This window comes from Streptomyces sp. TLI_55 (genome assembly GCF_900206255.1).
GTDB lineage: Bacteria > Actinomycetota > Actinomycetes > Streptomycetales > Streptomycetaceae > Streptomyces > Streptomyces aquilus.
Window position 1 is genome coordinate 7,480,084 of the sequence record NZ_OAOJ01000001.1, and the last position, 18,684, is coordinate 7,498,767.

Below are 18,684 nucleotides of genomic sequence, written 5' to 3' on the forward strand. Positions count from 1 at the left end.
TCACCACCTGTACCAGCGGCCCCGGCCTCCGGCTGCGGTGGTGCCCCGCATCAGGAATCCCAGCAGCCAGAGAACCAGTACCGCGAGTGCAATCCACCAGAGAATCTTCACCGCGAATCCGGCACCGAACAGAATCAATGCCAGAAGCAGCACGAGAAGAATGGCAACCATAATGTGAACCTCCTGAATTCCGGGTTTCCCGGAAACAGGGATTCAGACATCCTTTCGGCACAGGATTTCGCCGTGCAGCACGCTGAACCACGCGTCCTCCCGCTCGCCCCACTCCCGCCAGGCGTCCGCGATCGCCGCCAGTTGCCCGGCCGTGGCGTGCCCGCCCGCGACGGCCCGCTCCGCGTATGCCGAGGCCACCGTGCGGTCGGCCCACAGACCGCTCCACCACGCCCGCTCCTCGGTGGTCGCGAAGGTCCAGGTGCCGGAGGTCGCGGTGATGTCGGTCAGCCCCGCCCGCAGCGCCCATGACTTCAGCCGGCGCCCGGCGTCCGGCTCGCCCCCGTTGGCGCGGGCCACCCGCCGGTACAGGTCCAGCCAGTCGTCCATGCCCGGGGACGCCGGGTACCAGGTCATGGCCGCGTAGTCGGAGTCGCGGACGGCGATGAGGCCGCCCGGCCTGGTGACCCGCCTCATCTCGCGCAGCGCCTGCACCGGGTCCCCGACGTGCTGGAGCACCTGGTGGGCGTGGACCACGCAGAACGTGTCGTCAGGCCAGTCCAGGGCGTGCACGTCGGCGACCGTGAAGTCCACGTTGGTCAGACCGCGTGCGGCGGCCGTGGCGCGGGCCTGGTCCAGGACGCCGGAGGCGTGGTCGGCGCCGGTGACACGGCCGTCGGGGACCAGCTCCGCCAGGTCGGCGGTGATGGTCCCCGGTCCGCAGCCGATGTCCAGGATCCTCATGTGGGGCTTGATCGAACCGAGCAGGTACGCCGCGGAGTTGGCGGCGGTCCGCCAGGTGTGCGAGCGCAGCACCGACTCGTGGTGCCCGTGCGTGTAGACGGCGGTCTCCCGCGGCTTCGACCTGGCTTGCGACATGGCTGAACTCCCCTGTTCGACACGGTGCCGGTACCGGGCGATCGGTACGTCTTCACCGTACGCGCGCATGTCGAATGATGAGACCCGCGTATTGGCATGTGGACTGACGGGTGATCAGCTGCCGGGCAGCGGGCGGTACACCGTGAGTGCCTCGGGGAGCTTCTCCAGCGTCACCTCGCCTGCCACCTCGGTGACTTCACCGTCGTAGGCGAGGAGCGTGCCCGGGGCCACGCCCGCCAGGCGCAGCCGGCCCACCTGGACCGCCGCGTGCGCGGGGGAGCGGGTCAGCGGGCCGGCGAGGGCCGCGGCGAGCAGCCGGGTCGCGGGGCGCCGGCCGCCGTGCACGACCCGCACGTCCAGCCGGCCGTCCGCGAGGTCGAGGCGGCGGCCCGGGGCCAGGCCCACCCGGTGATAGGTGCCGTTGCCGACGAACAGCAGCCACAGCGGGCGGGTGCGGCCGTCGAACTCGGCCTCCAGCGGATGCCGGTCGGCGCGCAGCACGCGCAGGGCCGCGAGCATCCCGGCCGGCCAGCCGCCGATCCGCTTCGACCAGTGGTCCCGCACCCGCACCAGCTCCGGATAGACGCCCAGACTGCACGTGTTGACGAAGACGCCCCGGGTCCCGGCGCTGTGGAAGCGGCCCACGTCCACCCGCACGGCCTCGCCGCCGCGGACGGCCCGGCCCAGATCGTTGACGCCTTCCACGCCCAGGTCGTAGGCGAAGTGGTTGAGCGTGCCGCCGGGCAGCACCGCGAGCGGCAGCCCGTGCCGCAGGGCGACCTCGGCGGCCGCGTTCACACTGCCGTCCCCGCCGCACACGCCGAGCACGCGCGCGTGCGTGGCCGCCTTCTCCAACTCCGCCCGCATGTCGGCGGGTTGGCATTCGACCAGCTCGGCCTGCGGCAGCGCGGCCTGCAGCGCGCGCACCCGCTCGGCGGTCCCGGCCGCGCTGTTCGCCACCATCACCAGCCCCTCGCCCTCGGGCAGCGCCGGCACCTCCGCGCGCGGCCGGGCCGGCGTACCGAGCTGCGCCCGGGTCGGCACCAGACCCCGTACGGCGAACGCGGCGCCCGCCCCCAGCAGGGCGCCCGCCAGCACATCGCTCGGGAAGTGCACCCCGGTGTAGACGCGGGACAGCGCCACCGACCAGGCGACAGGACCCACCGCCGCGCCCCAGGCCGGCGACTCCAGGGCGACGCCCGTCGCGAAGGCGGCCGCCGACGCGGCGTGCCCGGACGGGAAGGACGTGGTGATGGGCTGCCGCTTCAGCTGCCGCACCAGCGGCACCGGGTCGAGGACCGGCCGGGGGCGGCGTACGGACCGCTTGCCGAGGGTGTTGATCGTCAGTGAGGCCAGGCTCAGCGAGGCCAGGCCGCGGGCGGCGGCCCGGCGGGCGCGCGGGGTGCGGCCGGCCGCCATCACGGCGCCGGCGGCGAACCACAGCACACCGTGGTTCGCGCTGCGGCTCAGCCGCGGCAGGACGGGCTCGGCCAGCGGCCAGTTCCGCTCGGCGGCGAACTCGAAGAGCCGGCAGTCGAGGGCCAGCAGCGCGTCACGCACGGCGTGCCGGCCGGGCTTCGGGGCGGTGAGGTCCACGTCAGGGGTCATGCGCTGCGGGTACCCTGAGGTGGCCGTTTCTTGTCCCGGAGCGGTCACGACAACGGAGGCTCACCGCATGCGCCTGCTCCTCGTCCGGCATGGCCAGACCCCGTCCAATGTCGACTTCCTCCTCGACACCGCGATACCCGGCGCGGCGCTGACCCCGCTCGGCGAGCGGCAGGCGGCGGCGCTGCCCGAGGCCCTCGCCGACGAGGACATCGAGGCCCTCTACGCCTCCACCCTGGTCCGCACCCAGCTCACCGCCGCCCCGCTGGCCGCCGCCCGCGGCCTCGACGTCCTCGTCCGCGACGGCATCCGGGAGATCTCCGCCGGGGACCTGGAGATGCTGGACGGCCACTCCGAGGCGGGCCGGACGTACATGGAGACCGTCTTCGCCTGGTCGGCCGGGGACCTCGAGCGGCGCATGCCGGGCGGCGAGAACGGCGTGGAGGCCCTCGCCCGCTACGACTCCGTGATCGCCGAGGCCGCCGACAGCGGCGCCGGGACCGTCGCCATGGTCAGCCACGGCGCGGCGATCCGGATGTGGGTCGCGGCCCGCGCCGACAACGTCGACATCGACTTCGCCGCCGCCCGCCCCCTGGACAACACCGGCGTGGTGATCCTGGACGGCTCCCCGTCCGACGGCTGGAAGACCCTGACCTGGGAGGGCGCCGCCGTGGCGAGCACCGGGCCCGCGACCGAGGCCGGGCCCGCGGGCAGGCCCCTCGACGAGGTCGAATAACGGTCTTCGAGGCCGGACGAGGTCGTCGGTGAGGTCCCGGCGAGGCGGTCGGCGCGGTCGGATAACGGTTTGCCCGGCGCGCACCCCGGCCCGCAGAATGCGGTCTCATGGGACATCTGGAAGCGGCGCACCTCGAGTACTACCTCCCTGACGGGAGGGCGTTGCTCGGCGACGTGTCCTTCCGCGTGGGCGAAGGGGCCGCCGTGGCGCTCGTCGGGCCCAACGGCGCCGGCAAGACCACCCTGCTCCGCCTGATCTCCGGCGAGCTGAAGCCGCACGGCGGCACCGTCACCGTCAGCGGCGGCCTCGGCGTGATGCGGCAGTTCGTGGGCTCCGTACGCGACGAGACGTCCGTACGCGACCTGCTCGTGTCCGTCGCCTCGCCGCGCATCCGGGAGGCCGCGCAGGCCGTCGACCGGGCCGAGCACCTGATCATGACCGTCGACGACGAGGCCGCCCAGCTGAAGTACGCGCAGGCCCTCGCCGACTGGGCGGAGGTGCGCGGGTACGAGGCGGAGACGCTGTGGGACATGTGCACCATGGCCGCGCTCGGGGTGCCGTACGAGAAGGCGCAGTTCCGCGAGGTGCGCACGCTCTCCGGCGGCGAGCAGAAACGGCTCGTGCTGGAGGCCCTCTTCCGCGGCAACGACCAGGTGCTCCTGCTCGACGAGCCGGACAACTACCTCGACGTGCCCGGCAAGCGGTGGCTGGAGGAGCGGCTGAAGGAGACCCGCAAGACGGTCCTCTTCGTCTCCCACGACCGCGAACTCCTCGCCCGCGCCGCCGAGAAGATCGTGTCGGTGGAGCCCTCGCCCGCGGGCGCCGACGCCTGGGTGCACGGCGGCGGGTTCGCCACGTACCACGAGGCGAGGCAGGAGCGCTTCGCCCGCTTCGAGGAGCTCAGGCGGCGCTGGGACGAGAAGCACGCCCAGCTGAAGAAGCTCGTGCTGAACCTCCGTCAGGCGGCCTCCATCAGCCACGAGCTGGCCTCCCGCTACCAGGCGGCCCAGACCCGGCTGCGCAAGTTCGAGGAGGCCGGCCCGCCGCCCGAGCCGCCGCGCGAGCAGGACATCAAGATGCGCCTCAAGGGCGGCCGTACCGGCGTACGGGCCGTCACCTGCGCGGGACTCGAACTCACCGGCCTGATGAAGCCGTTCGACCTGGAGGTCTTCTACGGGGAGCGGGTCGCCGTCCTCGGCTCCAACGGCTCCGGCAAGTCGCACTTCCTGCGGCTGCTGGCCGGGGAGGAGGTCGCGCACACCGGGCAGTGGAAGCTGGGCGCGCGGGTCGTGCCCGGGCACTTCGCCCAGACGCACGCGCACCCCGAACTCCAGGGCCGCAAGCTGCTCGACATCCTGTGGACCGAGCACTCCCAGGACCGGGGCGCCGCGATGTCCCGACTGCGCCGCTACGAGCTGACGAACCAGGCCGAACAGAGCTTCGACCGCCTCTCCGGCGGCCAGCAGGCCCGCTTCCAGATCCTCCTGCTGGAGTTGCAGGGCGTCACCGCGCTGCTGCTGGACGAGCCCACGGACAACCTGGACCTGGAGTCCGCCGAGGCCCTCCAGGAAGGCCTGGAGGCCTTCGACGGCACCGTCCTCGCGGTCACCCACGACCGCTGGTTCGCCCGCTCCTTCGACCGCTACCTGGTCTTCGGCAGCGACGGCCGCGTCCGCGAGACACCGGAGCCGGTGTGGGACGAGCGGCGGGTGGAACGGGTGCGGTAGCCCGCGAGGGCGCGGTAGGGCGGCGCGATGGTCCGCCCGGGGCGGTCACTTCCAGCGCAGCAGGGCGCCCATGCCGCCCGGGAGCACCTCGTCGCCCGGCTCGGGGAGCGCGAGCGCGGTGGCGTCCGTCATGGCCGCCGCCCGCATCAGGGCGTCGTCCGCGCGGGCCGCCCACGAGTTCTGCTCACCGAGGATCTTCAGCTCCGTACGGCGCGTGGCCAGCTGGTCGGGGTCCTCGCCGATCCACACGTCCCGGTGCAGGTCGGGACCCTCCGGGCGGATCAGGAGCTCCGCGATCCGGTGCTCACGGGCCGCCTCCACCAGCTCGGGCAGGCTCTCGACGGCACCGGCACGGCCCGCCTCGTCCGGGGTGCGGGCTTTGAGGAAGCGCTCCAGCTCGGCCTCGGCGCGCCGCCGCACATGACCGGTGCGGATCTGCTCGACGTCGTCGTCCAGGAGCCGGCTGCCGGTGCCGTGCTCGGTCTCCGCCACGAGGTCCTTGATCCGCTGCGGCAGCCGATCGTGCACCGCTCGGCACTCGCGCCGCTCCCCGACGAGAATCAGCAGGTCGGCGCCGGTCTCCTCCTGGCAGACGGTGAGCGCGTCGGCGATCTCCGCGGCGTTGTGCTCCCAGGTGTTCTCCACCTTCAGCTGGAAGTGCCGCTCGGACCAGTCCACGTTGCTCGTGCGGTGCACCGGCCACTGCCGGCCCACCACCGCGCCGGCCGGCCGCCGCTCCACCGCGCTGCGCAGCTCGAAGTCGGCGCCCTTGCGGTTGACGTAGGCGACGACGCACACCGGGTTCTCCCCGGCCGGCTCCAGCAGCGGTGTCGCACGGGGCAGCGGCGCCCAGTGGGCCGTGCTGTCGCCCGGCGGGGCCTGCGCCAGCACGGGATCGAGGACCACCTCGCCCGCCCGGGCGAAGAGGGCCCTGCCGTACCGGTCGGGGGAGTGGCGCAGATCCTCGATCGCGCCCTCCACGGCCCGGCAGGTGGCGTCGTCCGCGCCCTGCCCGGCCAGCTCGCGGGCCATCGCGGCGGCCGTCAGATGCAGCGCGTGGGCGGTGTCCTCCGCGTGCCGGGAGGTGTCGACGTATACGGAGGCCCAGGGGCCCGGATGTTCGTAGAGTGGGTGCAGATAGGCGAGATCCATGGTTCTCTCCCGGATTCCGCTCGGAGGCAGTGCTCGGTGGTGCTTCTCGGTGGTGCTTCAACGGGCGGGTACCCGAACCCCATGAACGAACACGAAGAGTGGGACACCGCCATGACCGGAGTCGACCCCAGCCGCCTGGACGATCAGCAGCTCATGAAGGAGCTGGAGACCATCCACCGCACGCGCCACGACACCCTCCTGTACGGGTCGGGCGACGCGCTGCGCGCCCACAACGGCCGGATGGCCGAGCTGGAGGGCGAGTACCTGCGGCGCAACCCGCAGCGCCTGATCGCCGCGGGCCGCACCCGGGCGGGTGCCCGGGAGCGGGGCCGCGGCGAAAATGATCAGCTGGGCAGGGGCTGACGCCGCTGGGCAGGGCCTATGGGCAGGGCCTGGTGCCGCTGGGCAGGGCCTAGTGGCGGGCCGGGGGCCGGTCCCAGTGGCGGTGGGCCGCGACCGCGGCGACGAAGGCCCGCAGGAACTCCTCGCTCGCAGGGCCGGGGGAGGTGTCCGTGACCACGCCCCGGTCGGCGACCACCTGCTGGAACTCCGCGGACAGCCGCACCCCCTCCGGCTCCAGGGCCGTCACCACCCCGACCCCCGAGCCGAGCGCGCCCACCGGCTTGCCGTGCCGGTAGGCGTCCCGTACGAAGCGCATCACGTCCGGGTCGGAGACGGTCGGCGGGGTGCCCACCGGACCGCCGGGCAGCAGGACGGCGTCGTACAGCACGGAGGCCACGGTCGGCAGCGCCCGGTCGACCTCGTACGCCTCGCCGTCGGCGCCGGTGACCGTGCCGTCCCGCGGAGCCAGCGCCTCGACGATCGCGCCCTCCGCGGTCAGCGCCTCCTTCACCGACGTCACCTGCTCGCCGTCCACGCCGTCGGCCACCAGCACCGCGATCTGCCGGGTGCGGATCGAGCCGTCGCCGCGCAGTGACTCCAGGCTCAGCGCGGGGGAGAGCACCTTGTTCGGGGCCGCCTCGGCGGCGGTCGGCTCCGGCACGCCGATGCCCTGGGCCACCGCCGCCGCCAACTCGCCGTCGACATGGGCCAGTTGCTCGACGGTGCGGGTCCGCACGCTCATCGCGTCGACCTTGCCGAGCTCGAACCGGAAGGCGTCCACGATGTGCTGCCGCTCCCAGGGCGCCATGCTGTGCCAGAACATCGCCGGCTGGCTGTAGTGGTCCTGGAAACTCGGGCTGCGACGGCGGATCTTGGCGCCGTCCACGCGTTCCGCGTAGTGCGTGTACGCGTGACCGTCGGCGCCCGCGTGGGCCGGGCAGCCGCCGCCGAGGGAGTTCGGGAAGTAGTTCGTGCCGCTGTGGATCCTGCTCTGCCCGTACCCGTCACGCTGGTTCGTCCGCACCGGTGCCACCGGCCGGTTCACCGGCAGCTGCGCGAAGTTGGGGCCGCCGAGCCGGATCAACTGGGTGTCCAGATAGGAGAAGTTGCGGGCCTGGAGCAGCGGGTCGTTGGTGAAGTCGATGCCGGGGACCACGTTGGCCGTGTGGAAGGCCACCTGCTCGGTCTCGGCGAAGAAATTCTCCGGGTTGCGGTCCAGCACCATCCGGCCGATCGGCCGTACCGGCACCTGCTCCTCCGGGATGAGCTTCGTGGCGTCCAGCAGATCGAAGTCGAAGGCGAACTCGTCCTCCTCCGGCACCAGTTGGACGCCGAGCTCCCACTCCGGGTACTCGCCCGCCTCGATCGCGTCCCACAGGTCACCCCGGTTGAAGTCCGGGTCGCGGCCCTGGCACTCCTGCGCCTCGTCCCACACCAGCGAGTGCACGCCCAGCTTCGGCTTCCAGTGGAACTTCACGAACGTGCCGCGCCCCTCCGCGTTCACGAACCGGAAGGTGTGCACACCGAAGCCCTGCATCGTGCGGTAGCTGCGCGGGATCGCCCGGTCCGACATCAGCCACATGATCGCGTGCAGCGTCTCCGGCTGGAGCGACACGAAGTCCCACAGGGTGTCGTGGGCCGAGGCGCCGGTCGGGATGTCGTTGTGCGGCTCCGGCTTCACCGCGTGCACGAAGTCGGGGAACTTGATGCCGTCCTGGATGAAGAAGACCGGGAAGTTGTTGCCGACCAGGTCGTAATTGCCCTCGGACGTATAGAACTTGGTGGCGAAGCCGCGCACGTCCCGCACGGTGTCCGCGGAGCCCTTCGGGCCCTGCACGGTCGAGAACCGCACGAAGACGGGGGTGCGCACGGCCGGGTCCTGGAGGAAGGCCGCTCGGGTGAACTCGGCGCAGGACTCGTACGGTTCGAAGTATCCGTAGGCGCCCGCGCCCCGCGCGTGCACCACCCGCTCCGGGATCCGCTCGTGGTCGAAGCGGGTGAGCTTCTCCCGGAAGTGGAAGTCCTCCATCAGGGTCGGGCCGCGCTCCCCGGCGGCGAGCGAGTCGTCGGTGTGGTCGACCTCCACGCCCTGGTCGGTGGTGAGCGGTCCTGCCGTGGGGTCGTCCGCCCGGAAGCCGTCGCGCTGCTGCTGCTTGCGGTCCGTCATCAGGCGGCCTCCCTCGCGAAGACGTCCAGGAAGGTCTCGCAGAACGCCTTGAGGTCGTCCGGCTTACGGCTGGTGACCAGCTTGTTCGGGCCGTGGTCGCAGACCTTGACCTGTTCGTCGACCCAACTGCCGCCCGCGTTGCGGATGTCGGTCCGCAGACTCGGCCAGGAGGTCAGCACCCGGCCCCGGACCACGTCCGCCTCGACCAGCGTCCACGGGGCGTGGCAGATCGCCGCGACGGGGCGGCCCTGGTCGAAGAAGTCCCGTACGAAACCGACCGCCTTCTCGTCCGTCCGCAGGAAGTCCGGGTTGGCGACCCCGCCGGGCAGCACCAGGCCGTCGAAGGAGCCGGCGGACGTCTCGCCCACGACCTCCTGCACGGGGAAGGTGTCCGCCTTGTCGAGGTGCTCGAACGCCTGGATCTCCCCGGACTTCGTCGACACCAGCACGGGTTCGTGCCCCGCGTCCACGGCGGCCTGCCACGGGTCGGTGAGCTCGATCTGCTCGACGCCTTCGGGTGCGGTCAGGAATGCGATACGCATGATGTCTCCGTCCTTTCGTGGCGAGTCGATGAGCGATGCCTCAACGGCCCTTGCCGATGGCACGCCGGAGGGCGGTGCCTCGACGTCCCTGGCCGGTGGCACGCCAGTGAGCCTCGTCGCTCGTCGCGCGCTTCTTGCTCCGCCGCGCCGCGCGCCGGCAGCGCAGCAGTTCCTCTCCGTACGGCAGCAGCACACAGGCGCCGATCGCGGCCGAGATGCCCGCGATGTAGCCGCGGGACAGCTGCGGGCGGCGCGGCACCAGCCGCCAGGCGTCCGGATCGCCCCGGCCGCCGCGCAGCAGGGACCGCACCTGGTCGGCGTGCAGGCACATCAGGGCGGCCAGGGCGCCGAACGGCAGCGACTCCAGGAAGCTGTGGATGTGCTGCTCGACCGGCCTGACCTCACGCTCGCTGCGCACGGCCGTGCGTACGTCCCAGAGCGCGGTGGCCTCGTGCACCGCGGCGCCGCCCAACTGCACGGCGAGCAGCGCCGGGTTGACCTCGTAGCGCAGGGTGGCCGCGATCGGGATGCCGACCTCGGCCATCATCAGCGAGTGGATCAGTGACTCCTTGGTGCCCGCGGTGTCCTCGATGCGGGTCCGCCGGTGCATGACCCAGTCGGCGAGACCGGGCACGAACCAACTGGGCAGCAGTCCGTAGAGCAGATAGCGGGTAGTGGCCTCGCGGACGTCCACGGCGTTGCCGTAGGCGCTGATCCGGGCGGCCTGGTCGCGGCTCACAGGCCACTCCGGCCAAGCGGGTTGTCGCCGTAGGTGCCCGGCCTGCTGTCCGGGTCGGCTCGGCTGATGTCGGCCAGCACCGAGCCGGGGGCCTCCGCCTCCGCCAGGTCGCCCAGGCTCACCATGCCGACCGGCAGCCCGTCCTCGACGACCGGCAACCGGCGTACGGCATGCGCCCGCATCAGCGCCGACGCGGCCGTCACCGGGTCCTGCGGGGCGACCAGTACCGGCTCGGCGCTGCACACCGAGCGCACGCTCGTCGTCAGCGGATCGGCGCCCTCGGCGACCGCCCGTACCGTGATGTCACGGTCGGTGAGCACCCCGACGATCTCCTGGCCGTCGGCCACCACGACATCGCCGATGTCCTGCGCCCGCATCAGCTGCGCCGCCTCGACGAGCGAGGCGTCGGGGCGGACCGCGACCACCCCCGGTGTCATGACGTCCCTCACGAATTCAGCCATCACTGGGGACCTTCCTCCGTCCGTTTCCCGGCCGACGGGGACACCGCGGCCGGAGCCGACCCGACGCCGCCCGCAGTACCCCTGGGCCGAGCCCCTATGCGCGCCGCCCGGCGGGACGCGACGGGTTCGCGCCGCCGCGATTCCCCGGGGGCCCGAGCGCCCTGCTCGGCGGGGCTCGCGGCGTGGCACGCCGTTCCGGGCCCCTGCGTGCGCTGCTACGCCTGCTCCGCCACCAGCGCCTCGGCCAGTTCCTGGACGGTTCCGTAGTGCTGCCCGGAAGGGAGCTGTTCCACGGCCTCGACCAGGGGGTCCGGGGCGTACGCGCGGCGCAGGGCGCCGGCCAGGTGCCTCGGGGGCGCCGGGAACGCGCTGCGCGTCAGATGGCGGGCCAGTTCCTGGCGGACCGTGCCCAGGGACGCGCCGGAGCCGCCCGGTGCCACCGGGCCGCCGGCGAGCTGGGGATCGTCGTCGGCGGTCGGCTCGGGGTCGTGCCATTCCTCGGTGCGGGTGGGGTGCCCGGACCGGAGCAGCCCCTGGAGCTCGTGTTTCATCTCGTCGTCGCGGTGGCGGCTCAGTCGGTCGCTGCCTCGCTGCATGACTCTCCCTCCAGGTTGTTCGGGGGTGGCCACCGCGTACCCGAGCACGCGCCGCCGACACGGGGGTTTGCCTTCCGGTTCGGGGGAGACCCGCCGGACACCCCCCAACGCCCCCCACGCCATCCCGGGGAAGGAACCGCCATGGCGATGTTCGCTGTGCTGATCCCGTTCGTCATGCTCGGCGTGGTGTTGGCGCTGGGCCGCTACGAGGAGCTGCTGCTGCCCGAGAAGGGGGACGAGGTGAGGGAGCTGGTGCCGCTCGCGGAGCCGCAGGAGAGTTGAACTCCGCGCGGTTTCACCTCGGTCCAGGGGACTGACACGGTCAAGGTGGGCGTGTAGATTGCGGGCGTCAAGAATCTGCGCACCATTGGTGGTTCGACCGTCCGAGTCTCCAGGGGGAGCCCATGCAACGGCGGCGCACACTCGGACTTGTCCTCGCGGCGATGCTCGTCGGCGCCGCCGGCTGCGGTTCCTCCGACTCCGGCAGCGGCACCGCCTCGCCCGCCGGTGGAGGCAAGACCACGCAGGTGACCGTCGGCATCATCCCCATCATCGATGTGGCACCCCTGTATCTCGGGCAGAAGAAGGGCTTCTTCGCCGACCGCGGCATCGAGCTGAAGACCGTGACCGCGCAGGGCGGCGCCGCGATCATCCCCGGCGTGGTGAGCGGGCAGTTCCAGTTCGGGTTCAGCAACACCACGTCGCTGATGATCGCCCAGACGAAGGGCGTCCCGGTCAAGTCCGTGGTCAACGGGGCCGCGTCCAACGGCAAGGTGGGCGCCGACGTCACCGGTGTCCTCGTCAAGAAGGACAGCTCCATCAAGTCGGCGAAGGACCTCGCCGGACACACCGTCGCGGTCAACACCCTTCAGAACATCGGGAGTACGACGGTCAGGGAGTCCGTGCGCAAGGCGGGCGGCGACCCCGACAAGGTGAAGTTCGTCGAGATCCCCTTCGACCAGATGCCCGCCGCCCTCGACGGCGGACGCGTCGACGCCGCCTGGATGGGCGACCCGGCCAAGTCCATCGCCGAACAGCAGGGCGCCCGTATCGTGGCGTCCCCGTTCGCCGAGACCGACCCGAAGCTGACCGTGGCGACGTACTTCACCTCGACGCAGATCACTCAGCGCAACCCCGAGTTGGTGAAGAAGTTCACCGAGGCGATGGCCGAGTCGCTGGAGTACGCCTCCCGGCATCCCGACGAGGCGCGGCAGATCCTCACCACCTACACCAAGATCGACGCGAGCCTGCTGGACACGCTCACCCTGCCCGCCTGGCCCGCCGAGGTCGACACGGCCTCCCTGGAGAAGCTGGCCTCCCTCGGCGAACAGGACGGCCTCTTCGGCGACAAGAAGCCGGACATCCAGGCGCTGTTCTCGTAGCGCCGCCTACTTCTTGTCCCGACCCGGCAGGAACTCCTGCACCTTCGCCTTGAGCCCCTGCCTGATCATCGACCCGCGGTCCGCGTCGCCCTTGAGGATGGACGCGGCCGTCGCCTCCATCTGGTCCCAGGTCGCGTGCGGCGGGATCGGCGGTACGGCCGGGTCGGTGAGGAACTCGATCACCGCGGGCCCGTCCGCCTCAAGACCCGCACGCCAGCCCGCCTCGACGTCCTCGGGCTTCTCCACCCGGATGCCGGTCAGCCCGAGCGAGCGGGCGAACGCGGCGTACTGCACGTCCGGCAGCTCCTGCGAGGGCAGGAAGGACGGGGCGCCCTCCATGGCCCGCATCTCCCAGGTCACCTGGTTGAGATCGTGGTTGTTGAACACCCCGATCACCAGCCGCGGGTCCTCCCACAGGTCCTGGTACTTCGCCGCCGTGATCAGCTCCGCGAGACCGTTCATCTGCATCGCCCCGTCCCCGACCAGCGCGATCGCCGGCCGGTCCGGATGCGCGAACTTCGCGCCGATGGCGTACGGCACCCCGCAGCCCATCGTCGCCAGCGTGCCGGACAGCGAGGAGCGCATGCCGGGACGCATCGTCAGATGGCGGGCGTACCAGTTGGCCGCCGAACCCGAGTCCGAGGAGACGATCGCGTTGCCGGGCAGCAGCGGGTCCAGGGCGGCGACCACGTACTCCGGGTTGATCGGGTCGGCCGACAGCTCCGCCCGCCGCCCCATCACCTCACGCCAGCGCCGCACGTTGTCGCACACCGTGTCGTACCACTGGCGCCCGCGCCCCTCGCTGTTCAGCAGCGGGATCAGCCGCTCCAGGGTCGCCTTGGCGTCGCCGACGAGATTCACCTCGTACGGATAACGCATCCCGACCATGTGCGGATCGATGTCGATCTGCACCCCGCGCGCCTTGCCGAACTCCGGCATGAACTGCGTGTAGGGGAAGGACGATCCGATGGTCAGCAGGGTGTCGCAGTCCCGCATCAGCTCGTACGACGGACGCGTGCCGAGCAGCCCGATCGAGCCGGTGACGTACGGGAGTTCGTCGCTGAGCACGTCCTTGCCGAGGAGCGCCTTGGCGACGCCCGCGCCGAGCAGCTCGGCGATCCGCTCCACCTCCGCCCGCGCCCCCGCCGCGCCCTGACCGACCAACACGGCCACCTTGTCACCGGAGTTGAGGATCTCGGCGGCCCGGTTCAGGGACTCCTCGGACGGCACCGCCGTCCACGAACTGCGGTCCAGGCTGGAGGGGACCATCTTGAACTCGTGCGTGGGCGGCGAGTAGTCGAGCTCCTGGACGTCGCCCGGGATGATGATCGCCGTGGGGCAGCGGCGGGCGTACGCGGTGCGCAGCGCCCGGTCCAGCACGTTCGGCAGCTGCTCGGGGACCGTCACCGTCTCCACGAACTCCGAGGCGACGTCCTTGAACAGCGTGTGCAGGTCGACCTCCTGCTGGTACGAGCCGCCCATCGCGGTGCGGTGCGTCTGGCCGACGATCGCCAGCACCGGCACATGGTCCAGCTTCGCGTCGTACAGGCCGTTGAGGAGATGGATCGCGCCGGGTCCCGACGTCGCCGCGCACACTCCGACGCGGCCGCTGAACTTGGCGTAACCGACCGCCTCGAACGCCGACATCTCCTCGTGCCGCGACTGCACGAACCGCGGCCGGTTCTCGGCCCGGCCCCACGCGGCGAGCAGGCCGTTGATGCCGTCGCCGGGATAGCCGAACACATGCTCCACACCCCATTCACGCAGCCGCTCGAGGATGTGGTCGGAGACCTTGGTGCTCATGGAGAAAACCTCCCGGACGTCGGACCTGCACAGGCAGCGCCTTCCGAGTCACCCCAGGGGCCCCGGGAAAACCTGCGCCCGGGTTTGCGGGCGGGGGCCGGGGGCAGGCGCACTGTCAGTGCTTCGGACAGGAGGCACGTCCGTGGGAGCGGCCCGTCGGCCGCCACGGCTGTGCCTGTCCCGGCCGGCCTCCCGCGGTGACCGTGCAACCCAGCGCACGACCGAGGGAGTTGCGACGCATCATGGCCACGCGTACGAGCGCGAAGCATCACCCGCATGACGACGCCCCCGACACCGCGGACGCCTTCCGCCGACTGGCCGCACTGCCCGACGGTCCCGAGCGCGACACCCTGCGCGGCGAGATCATCGAGGCCTGGCTGCCCATGGCCGACCGGCTCGCGGGACGGTTCCGCAGCCGCGGCGAGAGCCTCGAGGACCTGCGCCAGGTCGCGGCCCTCGGCCTCGTCAAGGCCGTCGACCGCTACGACCCCGAGCGCGGCAACGCCTTCGAGAGCTACGCCGTGCCCACCATCACCGGCGAGATCAAGCGCCACTTCCGCGACCACATGTGGACGCTGCACGTGCCACGCCGGGTGCAGGAGCTGCGCAACCGGGTGCGGTTCGCGAGCCAGGACCTGTCCCAGACCATCCCCGGCCGCCGGCCCACCGTCGCGGAGATCGCCGAGCACGCGCGGATGAGCGAGGAGGACGTGCTGGTCGGCCTTGAGGCGCTGGAGAGCTTCACCGCACTGTCCCTGGACGCGGAGCTGCCCGGCAGCGAGGACGGGTACTCGCTGAGCGACGCGCTGGGGTCGCCGGATGCGGCGCTGGAGACGGTGGTGGACCGGGAGTCGGTCGCGCCGTGGCTCGCTGCGCTGCCTGAGCGGGAGCGGGCGATCTTGTACATGCGGTTCTTCGGGGACATGACGCAGAGTCGGATCGCCGAGCAGTTGGGGATCTCGCAGATGCATGTGTCTCGGCTGATCAGCCGGTGCTGCGGGAAGGTGCGGGAAGAGGTTTTGAGGGACGCGGCTTGATCGTGGGGGTGCGGGTTTCACGGCGGGCGCGGGTCCGTCGTGGTTGCTCGCGCCGTTCCCCGCGCCCCTAGGGGGTTTCACCCGGTCGGCGTCTATCTGTCCCGCCAATGGGGGTCGGCCGCGCGCGAGCCGCTGGACGGCGGGCTGTGATGGACGCAGTGATCTGTCCGCGGTCTAAGGAGCCCCCCTCATGCGCCGCACCGTGCGTGCCCTGTCCGTTGTCCTGGTGGCGGGTGCCGCCTTCGGCGGTGTCGTGCCCGTCGCGTTCGCGGACCCGGCCGCCGAGGTCAGCCCCGCCAGCGTCGAGCCGGAAGGCAGCGTCACCGTCTCGGTCTCCTGCGACCCGGTCGGCGGTACCGCGCCCGCCACCATCGAGGCCACGTCCCAGGCCTTCGGCGAAGAGGCCGTGCAGTTGCAGCGCGTGCCCGGGAACGACGACGCCGCGGCCGGGCCCGCCTATCGGGGGACCGCGCGGATCGCGTCCGGGGAGGACTACGGGGACGACTCGGCGTGGACCGTGGACGGGGCGTGTCCGGCGGAGGCCGGGGCGCAGGGCAGGCCGTGGAGCGCGACGTTCGACGTGACCGAAGGCGGCGGTACGGGGCACGGCTGCGCCGAGCCGCGGGTCGAGCCGTGCGCCAGTACCAGCGCGCCGGTCCAGCGGGGCGTGCAGGCCGGTACGGGCGGGGCCTTCACCGACTCCGTGCCGGCGCTGGTCGCGGGCGGTGTGCTCATCGCGGGCGCCCTCGGCGGGGCCGTGTACCGGGTGCGCCGCAGGACGCCCCGCGGGGAGGCCTGAGGCGGTCCCGCGGGGCCGGTGTGACCGGCGCAACTTGAGCGGGACCCCATCGGGGTGCGCCACCCTGGGTAGGCGAAGCGTGGCGGCGCACGCCCCTCGCCGTACCCGCCGGAAGGACGGGACGCCCCACGGCCCCGCGACACAGCAGCTCACCCGGAGGTACGGATGCGGCGCACGGACCCGGAAGGCCACGGCCCGGTCCGCTACGGCCCGCCGTTGCCGGACGACGGGCTGCCGGTGCTGCCCGAGCTGGCGGCCGTGGTCGCCGCGGCGGCGGCCCAGGGCGGCAGCGAACCCGTAGGGGGCGGCTCCGGGCTGCGGGACGCGGCGTGCGGCTACTGGGCCCGGCGTGGACTGTCCGCCGGGCCCGAGCGCGTCGTGGCGGCCCCCGGCGCCCCGTCCCTGCTGCTCGCGCTGACCGCGGCCCTCGGCGGCGACGTTCTGGTGCCCCGGCCCTGCGCGGCCTGGTGGGCGCCGTACGCGCGCCTGTTGGGAAGACCCGTCTTCCATGTGGCGACCCCGGCGGAGTGCGGCGGTGTCCCGGATCCGTACGCCCTGCTGGAGACCGTGCGCCGGGTGCGGGACGAGGGCGGCGACCCGCGGCTGCTCGTGCTGTCGGTGGCCGACGACCCGACGGCCACCGTGGCGCCGCCCGAGGTGCTGCACGAGGCCGTGGAGGCCGCCGCTGGTGAGGGCCTGCACCTGATCAGTGACGAGACCTGGCGCGACACCGTTCACGCACCGCACGACACCATGTGGCTCAGCCCCGCCGAGATGCTGCCCGACCGGGTCACCGTCGTCACCGACCTCGCCGGCGCCCTGCTGCCGCCGGGCTGGCCCGCCGCGATCGCCCGCTTCCCCGAAGGGGACGTCGGTGACGGCCTCCACGCGCGCGTGCTCGACGTGCTCACCGCTCTCGGCGCCCGGGTGGCCGCCCCGGTGGCCGCCGCGGCCTGCTACGCGCTGCCGGAGCCCGAGCCGGTGACCGACCGCGTCGCCGCCGCCGTTCGCCTGCACGCGCGCGTGGCCGCCGCCGCGCACACCGCCGTGGTCTCCGCCGGCGCCGTGGCCCGGCCCCCGCAGGCCGGCCGCCATCTCTACGTCGACCTCGGCCCGCTGCGCTCCGCGCTCGGCGCGCACGGCGTCGGCGACGCCCAGGACCTGGAGGAGTTCCTCACCGCCCGGCTCGGAATGCCCGCCCCCGGTGGCCATCGCTTCGGCGACGACCTGGGGGCACTGCGGGTGCGGCTGTCGACCGGGGCGTTGCTCGCCGGGTCGGACGGGGAACTCGAGGAATGCCTCAGTTCGACCACACCGTTGGAACTGCCACACGTGCACCGTGCGTTGATCACCTTGAAGTCGGTCTTCGACGATCTCCGCGACGACGCTCAGCGATGGGAGCCTCCTCGATGACGCAGCAGTCCACGAGTACGGCCGGTTCGAGCACAGCCGGTTCCCGCACGACCGTGCGGGAACCCGACGCTCCGACGGCCGCCACCACCGTCCGGGAACCCGACGCTCCCACGGCCGCATCCTCCTTCGCACCGCCCTTCCCGCCGCTGGCCGAACCCCGCCCGCTCGGTGAGCGCCGGTTCTGGCCGCGCACCTTCCACGACCGGCTCACCGCCCCGCTCCCCGGCCTCAAGGCCATGGCCCGGTTCGCCCGCGAGGGTTCCGTGCGGCCCGGCCGCGAGGGTCTCGCCGACATCCCGAAGCTGCCCTTCGAACCCGCGCCGCTGCCCCGCGTGGACGCCCGTACCGTCGCCGTCTCCTGGGCGGGGCACGCCAGTTGGGTCGTCCGGATCGGCGGCCTGACCGTCCTCACCGACCCCGTGTGGTCCCGTCGTATCCTCGGCACCCCGGCGCGGATCACTCCCGTCGGCATCGCCTGGAGCGCGCTGCCGCGCGTGGACGCGGTCGTCATCAGCCACAACCACTACGACCATCTGGACGCCCCCACCCTGCGCCGACTCCCGCGCGACACCCCGGTGTTCGTGCCCGCGGGACTGGCGGGCTGGTTCCGGCGCCGCCGGTTCACCCAGGTCACGGAGCTCGACTGGTGGGAGGCGGCCGAACTCCAAGGCGTCCGCTTCGACTTCGTGCCGGCCCACCACTGGTCCAAGCGCACGCTCACCGACACCTGTCGCAGCCTGTGGGGCGGCTGGGTCCTCACGGCCCCGGACGGCCAACGGGTCCATTTCGCAGGCGACACCGGATACGGCCACTGGTTCGCCCGCATCGGCCGGCGCTACCCAGGCATCGACCTGACCCTGCTGCCCATCGGCGCCTACGACCCCCGCTGGTGGCTCAGCGACGTGCACTGCGACCCGGAGGAGGCGGTGCGGGCGGCCCAGGATCTGGGGGCGCGACGGATGGCCCCGATGCACTGGGGCACGTTCGTACTGTCGGCGGAGCCGGTGCTGGAGCCGCTGACGCGGGTGCGGGCCGCCTGGGAGAAGGCGGGCCTGGCGCGGGAGGACCTGTGGGACCTGCCGGTGGGCGGTTCACGGGTGCTGGAGCGGGCCTGAGCCGTATTTCGGTGGCCGCGC

Annotated in this window: 19 protein-coding genes; 9 read left to right on the forward strand and 10 right to left on the reverse strand. The window is 72.6% G+C overall.

Going from position 1 to position 18,684, the window contains the following annotated elements; genetic code table 11:
- The 3 genes from CRP56_RS34260 to CRP56_RS34270 form a co-directional block, all read right to left on the reverse strand.
- Positions 1 to 171, reverse strand: coding sequence for a hypothetical protein (locus CRP56_RS34260; protein WP_059195288.1), 171 nt, complete (start codon positions 169 to 171; stop codon positions 1 to 3).
- Between the two features lie 42 nt (positions 172 to 213).
- Positions 214 to 1,047: a class I SAM-dependent methyltransferase gene (locus CRP56_RS34265; protein ID WP_097270652.1), complete on the reverse strand. Its 834-nt coding sequence runs from the start codon at positions 1,045 to 1,047 to the stop codon at positions 214 to 216.
- Between the two features lie 114 nt (positions 1,048 to 1,161).
- Positions 1,162 to 2,655: a bifunctional phosphatase PAP2/diacylglycerol kinase family protein gene (locus CRP56_RS34270; protein WP_097270654.1), complete on the reverse strand. Its 1,494-nt coding sequence runs from the start codon at positions 2,653 to 2,655 to the stop codon at positions 1,162 to 1,164.
- Positions 2,656 to 2,722: 67 nt separating this feature from the next.
- Here CRP56_RS34270 and CRP56_RS34275 point away from each other — a divergent pair, with 67 nt between their 5' ends.
- Both CRP56_RS34275 and CRP56_RS34280 read left to right on the forward strand, forming a co-directional pair.
- Positions 2,723 to 3,388, forward strand: coding sequence for a histidine phosphatase family protein (locus tag CRP56_RS34275; RefSeq protein ID WP_097270655.1), 666 nt, complete (start codon positions 2,723 to 2,725; stop codon positions 3,386 to 3,388).
- Positions 3,389 to 3,495: 107 nt separating this feature from the next.
- On the forward strand, positions 3,496 to 5,115 hold the full coding sequence (locus CRP56_RS34280; protein WP_097270657.1) for an ABC-F family ATP-binding cassette domain-containing protein: 1,620 nt from the start codon (positions 3,496 to 3,498) through the stop codon (positions 5,113 to 5,115).
- 45 nt (positions 5,116 to 5,160) lie between these two features.
- Here the strand turns inward: CRP56_RS34280 and CRP56_RS34285 are convergent, their stop codons facing one another.
- Positions 5,161 to 6,267 carry a baeRF2 domain-containing protein gene (locus CRP56_RS34285; protein WP_097270659.1) on the reverse strand — a complete coding sequence of 369 codons (1,107 nt, stop codon included), beginning with the start codon at positions 6,265 to 6,267 and terminating at the stop codon, positions 5,161 to 5,163.
- 81 nt (positions 6,268 to 6,348) lie between these two features.
- Here CRP56_RS34285 and CRP56_RS34290 point away from each other — a divergent pair, with 81 nt between their 5' ends.
- Positions 6,349 to 6,630 (forward strand): DUF6158 family protein, encoded by a 282-nt coding sequence (locus CRP56_RS34290; protein ID WP_097270661.1) that lies wholly within the window; start codon positions 6,349 to 6,351, stop codon positions 6,628 to 6,630.
- Between the two features lie 49 nt (positions 6,631 to 6,679).
- Here CRP56_RS34290 and CRP56_RS34295 read toward each other — a convergent pair whose 3' ends face one another.
- The 5 genes from CRP56_RS34295 to CRP56_RS34315 form a co-directional block, all read right to left on the reverse strand.
- On the reverse strand, positions 6,680 to 8,776 hold the full coding sequence (locus CRP56_RS34295; protein ID WP_097270663.1) for a catalase: 2,097 nt from the start codon (positions 8,774 to 8,776) through the stop codon (positions 6,680 to 6,682).
- Positions 8,776 to 9,318, reverse strand: coding sequence for a type 1 glutamine amidotransferase domain-containing protein (locus CRP56_RS34300; protein WP_097270665.1), 543 nt, complete (start codon positions 9,316 to 9,318; stop codon positions 8,776 to 8,778). Before CRP56_RS34300 ends, CRP56_RS34295 begins: the two co-directional genes overlap by 1 nt.
- A 40-nt stretch (positions 9,319 to 9,358) precedes the next feature.
- Positions 9,359 to 10,057: a diguanylate cyclase gene (locus CRP56_RS34305; protein ID WP_097270666.1), complete on the reverse strand. Its 699-nt coding sequence runs from the start codon at positions 10,055 to 10,057 to the stop codon at positions 9,359 to 9,361.
- The gene (locus tag CRP56_RS34310; RefSeq protein WP_097270668.1) at positions 10,054 to 10,518 is read right to left on the reverse strand and encodes a CBS domain-containing protein; all 465 of its coding nucleotides are present in this window, start codon (positions 10,516 to 10,518) and stop codon (positions 10,054 to 10,056) included. Before CRP56_RS34310 ends, CRP56_RS34305 begins: the two co-directional genes overlap by 4 nt.
- 215 nt (positions 10,519 to 10,733) lie before the next feature.
- Entirely contained in the window at positions 10,734 to 11,114 is a 381-nt protein-coding gene (locus tag CRP56_RS34315; RefSeq protein ID WP_097270670.1) for a DUF2795 domain-containing protein, read from the reverse strand.
- A 141-nt stretch (positions 11,115 to 11,255) separates the two neighbouring features.
- Here CRP56_RS34315 and CRP56_RS47770 point away from each other — a divergent pair, with 141 nt between their 5' ends.
- Together CRP56_RS47770 and CRP56_RS34320 are read left to right on the forward strand one after the other, a co-directional pair.
- Positions 11,256 to 11,396: a hypothetical protein gene (locus CRP56_RS47770; protein ID WP_179851191.1), complete on the forward strand. Its 141-nt coding sequence runs from the start codon at positions 11,256 to 11,258 to the stop codon at positions 11,394 to 11,396.
- A gap of 122 nt (positions 11,397 to 11,518) precedes the next feature.
- The gene (locus CRP56_RS34320) at positions 11,519 to 12,496 is read left to right on the forward strand and encodes an ABC transporter substrate-binding protein (RefSeq protein WP_097270672.1); all 978 of its coding nucleotides are present in this window, start codon (positions 11,519 to 11,521) and stop codon (positions 12,494 to 12,496) included.
- 6 nt (positions 12,497 to 12,502) lie between these two features.
- Here CRP56_RS34320 and CRP56_RS34325 read toward each other — a convergent pair whose 3' ends face one another.
- Positions 12,503 to 14,299, reverse strand: coding sequence for a thiamine pyrophosphate-requiring protein (locus CRP56_RS34325; RefSeq protein ID WP_097270674.1), 1,797 nt, complete (start codon positions 14,297 to 14,299; stop codon positions 12,503 to 12,505).
- A gap of 242 nt (positions 14,300 to 14,541) precedes the next feature.
- Between CRP56_RS34325 and CRP56_RS34330 the strand changes: the two genes are divergently transcribed.
- The 4 genes from CRP56_RS34330 to CRP56_RS34345 all read left to right on the forward strand — a co-directional run bounded on the left by CRP56_RS34330 (position 14,542) and on the right by CRP56_RS34345 (position 18,663).
- The gene (locus CRP56_RS34330; RefSeq protein ID WP_097270676.1) at positions 14,542 to 15,336 is read left to right on the forward strand and encodes an RNA polymerase sigma factor SigF; all 795 of its coding nucleotides are present in this window, start codon (positions 14,542 to 14,544) and stop codon (positions 15,334 to 15,336) included.
- A 190-nt stretch (positions 15,337 to 15,526) separates the two neighbouring features.
- Entirely contained in the window at positions 15,527 to 16,135 is a 609-nt protein-coding gene (locus CRP56_RS34335; protein ID WP_097270677.1) for a hypothetical protein, read from the forward strand.
- 165 nt (positions 16,136 to 16,300) lie between these two features.
- Entirely contained in the window at positions 16,301 to 17,548 is a 1,248-nt protein-coding gene (locus tag CRP56_RS34340; RefSeq protein ID WP_097270680.1) for an aminotransferase class I/II-fold pyridoxal phosphate-dependent enzyme, read from the forward strand.
- Positions 17,545 to 18,663 carry an MBL fold metallo-hydrolase gene (locus CRP56_RS34345; protein WP_097270682.1) on the forward strand — a complete coding sequence of 373 codons (1,119 nt, stop codon included), beginning with the start codon at positions 17,545 to 17,547 and terminating at the stop codon, positions 18,661 to 18,663. Before CRP56_RS34340 ends, CRP56_RS34345 begins: the two co-directional genes overlap by 4 nt.
- The last annotated feature ends 21 nt before the right edge of the window (positions 18,664 to 18,684 follow it).